Annotated in this window: 2 protein-coding genes and 1 pseudogene; 2 read left to right on the forward strand and 1 reads right to left on the reverse strand. The window is 67.3% G+C overall.

Annotation, left to right across the window (positions count from 1 at the left end):
- Positions 1-34: 34 nt before the first annotated feature.
- Positions 35-1081 (reverse strand): SPFH domain-containing protein, encoded by a 1047-nt coding sequence (locus tag QZV72_RS01240; protein WP_297004219.1) that lies wholly within the window; start codon positions 1079-1081, stop codon positions 35-37.
- A 142-nt stretch (positions 1082-1223) separates the two neighbouring features.
- Here QZV72_RS01240 and lysS point away from each other — a divergent pair, with 142 nt between their 5' ends.
- Complete coding sequence (gene lysS, locus QZV72_RS01245) at positions 1224-2843, forward strand: lysine--tRNA ligase (protein WP_297004220.1); 1620 nt, start codon at positions 1224-1226, stop codon at positions 2841-2843.
- A 174-nt stretch (positions 2844-3017) separates the two neighbouring features.
- Positions 3018-3294, forward strand: a pseudogene (locus tag QZV72_RS01250) (acyl-CoA dehydrogenase); the annotation flags it as partial.

The following is a 3294-nucleotide window of genomic DNA, read 5'->3' on the forward strand; positions in this document are numbered from 1 at the left end:
AGCGGCACATTCTTCCGGGCCATGTCGGTCGAGCCTAGCTGTACAGCCCGCCGGTGTTGATCACCGGCTGGGTGGAGGAGTCCGAGCACAGCACGACGAGCAGGTTCGAGACCATCGAGGCCCGCCGCTCCGGGTCGAGGTCCACGATGTCGCGGTCCTCGAGCTGGTCGAGGGCGGTCTGCACCATGGAGACCGCGCCGTCGACGATCTGTTCGCGGGCGTCCACCACGGCCTGGGCCTGCTGGCGCTGCAGCATGGCCCCGGCGATCTCGGGGGCGTAGGACAGGGCGGAGATCCTGGCCTCGACGATCTCCAGGCCTGCCACGGCAACCCGGGCGGCAACTTCGTCGGCGAGTTCCGAGGAGACGTCGTCGGTGGATCCGGCGAGGCTCACGGACTCCGGGTTCTTCGAGTCGTAGGGGTGGGTCGTGGCGACGTGCCGCAGCGCGGACTCCGCCTGGGAGTGGATGAACTCCTCGACGTCCTCCACTGCGAACGTGGCCTTGGCGGTGTCCGCGACCTGCCAGACGACGATGGCGCCGATCATCACCGGGTTGCCGTTGAGGTCGTTGACCTTGATCTCGCTGGTCTCGAAGTTCCGTACGCGCACGCTGACCTTCTTCGACGTCGCCAGCGGGGCGACGAGGCTGAGGCCGGTGGTCCGGTTGGTGCCCAGGTAACGTCCGAAGAACTGCACCACCTGGGTGTGGCCGGGGTTGATGATCCGCAGCATCGACAGTCCCAGGAGGGAGACGAGGAACACCACCACGGCGACGATGATGACGAGGACGGTGAGGGGGACGCCCGGTGTGCCGGTGTCCGCGGCGACGATTGCCCAGATGAACAGGGCGATGGAGCCGAGGAAGAGCAGGATCCCGAGGACGAGGAACGCCCCGGCCATGCCGGAGGACCCCACCCAGGACGGGCGTTCGGTGACGGCGACGTTCGCGCCGTCGTGGCCGACCGGTTCGGCGTCCGGCAGATCGGGCCGTGCGCCGGACTGTGCGCCGGGCTGCGCGCCGGACTGTGCGCCGGTCGGGCCGGTGGTGGCGGGCGGTGTGCCACCCCAGGTGGAGGACATGACGTTCCCCTTTCGTGGAAACTGATATCACTTATCGACCCTAGAGTGGTACCACTTTTCGGTCAAGGGTGTGCTGTCGGGAGGTGCGCTGCCGTGCCTGCTGTTCCGGCGTCCCACCAGCCATGCAGTAGGCTGGACCACCGTGACTGACCAGAAGCAGACCCCGAAGAACCAGCAGGCCAAAGACACTGCAGCCGCCGACCTCCCCGAGCAGCTGAAGATCCGCCGCGAGAAGCGCGCGCGCCTGCTGGCGGAAGGGAAAGACGCCTACCCGGTCGTCGTCGACCGCACCCGCACCCTGCGTGAGCTCCGGGCTGCCTACCGGGCACTGCCGAAGGACGCCGACGAGGCGGCCGCCCTCGAGCGTGTCGAGGGCGTCACCTACCTCGCGCCGGGCGACGAGACCACCGACGTCGTCGGTGTCGCCGGCCGCGTCATCTTCGTGCGCAACACCGGCAAGCTCTGCTTCGCCACCCTCCAGGAGGGCGACGGCACACAGATGCAGGCCATGCTCTCGCTGGCCGAGGTGGGGGAGGACGCCCTGGCGTCCTGGAAGACCGATGTCGACCTCGGCGACATCGTCTCCGTCCACGGCCGGGTCGTCGCCTCGAGGCGCGGCGAGCTCTCCGTGATGGCGGACGCCTGGTCGATGGCCTCCAAGTCGCTGCGCCCGCTGCCGGTGGCGCACAAGGAGATGAGCGAGGACTCCCGCATCCGCCACCGCTACACCGACCTCATCATGCGTGAGCAGGCGCGAACCAACGCCCTGACCCGCATCAGGGTCATGCGCGCGCTGCGCAACGCCCTGGAGCGCCGCGGCTTCCTCGAGGTTGAGACGCCGATGCTGCAGACCCTCCACGGTGGTGCTGCCGCCCGGCCGTTCGAGACGCACTCCAACGCCCTCGACATCGACCTCTACCTGCGCATCGCCCCGGAGCTGTACCTCAAGCGCTGTGTCGTCGGCGGTATCGAGAAGGTTTTCGAGGTGAACCGGAATTTCCGCAACGAGGGTGTGGACTCCTCCCACTCGCCGGAGTTCGCGATGCTGGAGACCTACCAGGCCTACGGCACCTACGACACCGGCGCGCAGCTGATCCACGACATCATCCAGGAGATCGCTGTCGAGGTCTTCGGTTCCACCACCGTCACCCTCGTCGACGGCACCGAGTACGACTTCGGCGGCGAGTGGCGGGTCATGGAGATGTACCCCTCGCTCAACGAGGCGCTGGCCCGGAAGTTCCCGGAGCAGGACGCCGTGGCCGAGGTCACCGTCGACTCCACCGTCGAGGAGCTCAAGGCGCTGGCCGCGGTCATCGGCCTGGATGTCCCGGAGAAGGGCGGCTGGGGCCACGGCAAGCTCGTCGAGGAGATCTGGGAGCTGCTGTGCGAGGACCAGCTCTACGGACCGGTCTTCGTCCGGGACTTCCCCGTGGAGACCTCCCCGCTGACCCGGCAGCACCGTTCCAAGCCCGGGGTGACCGAGAAGTGGGACCTCTACGTCCGCGGCTTCGAGCTGGCGACCGGTTACTCCGAGCTGGTCGACCCGGTCATCCAGCGTGAACGCTTCGAGGATCAGGCCCGCCTGGCCGCCGGCGGCGATGACGAGGCCATGGTCCTGGACGAGGATTTCCTCGCCGCGATGGAACAGGGTATGCCGCCGACGTCCGGCAACGGCATGGGCATCGACCGTCTGCTGATGGCGTTGACCGGCCTGGGTATCCGGGAGACGGTGCTCTTCCCGATGGTGAAGCCGGAGCGCTGACCTGGTGTTGCGGAACTTCCGGCCGTGATGGTCAACCCCGGTCGGGGGTGACCCGGTTGTTGTGTTGCGGGGCACGTTTCGGACAAATGTGACGTCCGTCATGGTGAATGGCTATGATGAAATCATCATTATTCATCCGTTACTGTCCGAGACAGCGAAAGGTAGCTGCCCGCCATGAGCGACCGAAGCAAGCGGAACGACTCCACCCCCGGCCTGAACACCATCAAGCGCGACGCCACCGGCGCCGTGATGCGGGTCCTCACCCGTTTCACCGGCTCCGACCTCGCGCAGAAGTACGGCCTCGGCGAGAAGATCGACCGTGTGGCCTATGAGTCCACCAAGGGTGGGATGCGCACCCTCGGTGCCATCAACCGCCAGTTCAAGAAGTCCAGGGGATCCGGCAAGCCCGTCCGCCTGGAGAATCAGGCCACCGACGCCACCGACGCCACCG

The organism is uncultured Corynebacterium sp. (genome assembly GCF_902782855.1).
Classification (GTDB): Bacteria; Actinomycetota; Actinomycetes; order Mycobacteriales; family Mycobacteriaceae; genus Corynebacterium.

Coding starts and splice junctions, on each gene's coding strand:
- QZV72_RS01240 (WP_297004219.1), bottom strand. CDS start 1,081: ATGTCCTCCACCTGGGGTGGCACACCGCCCGCCACCACCGGCCCGACC.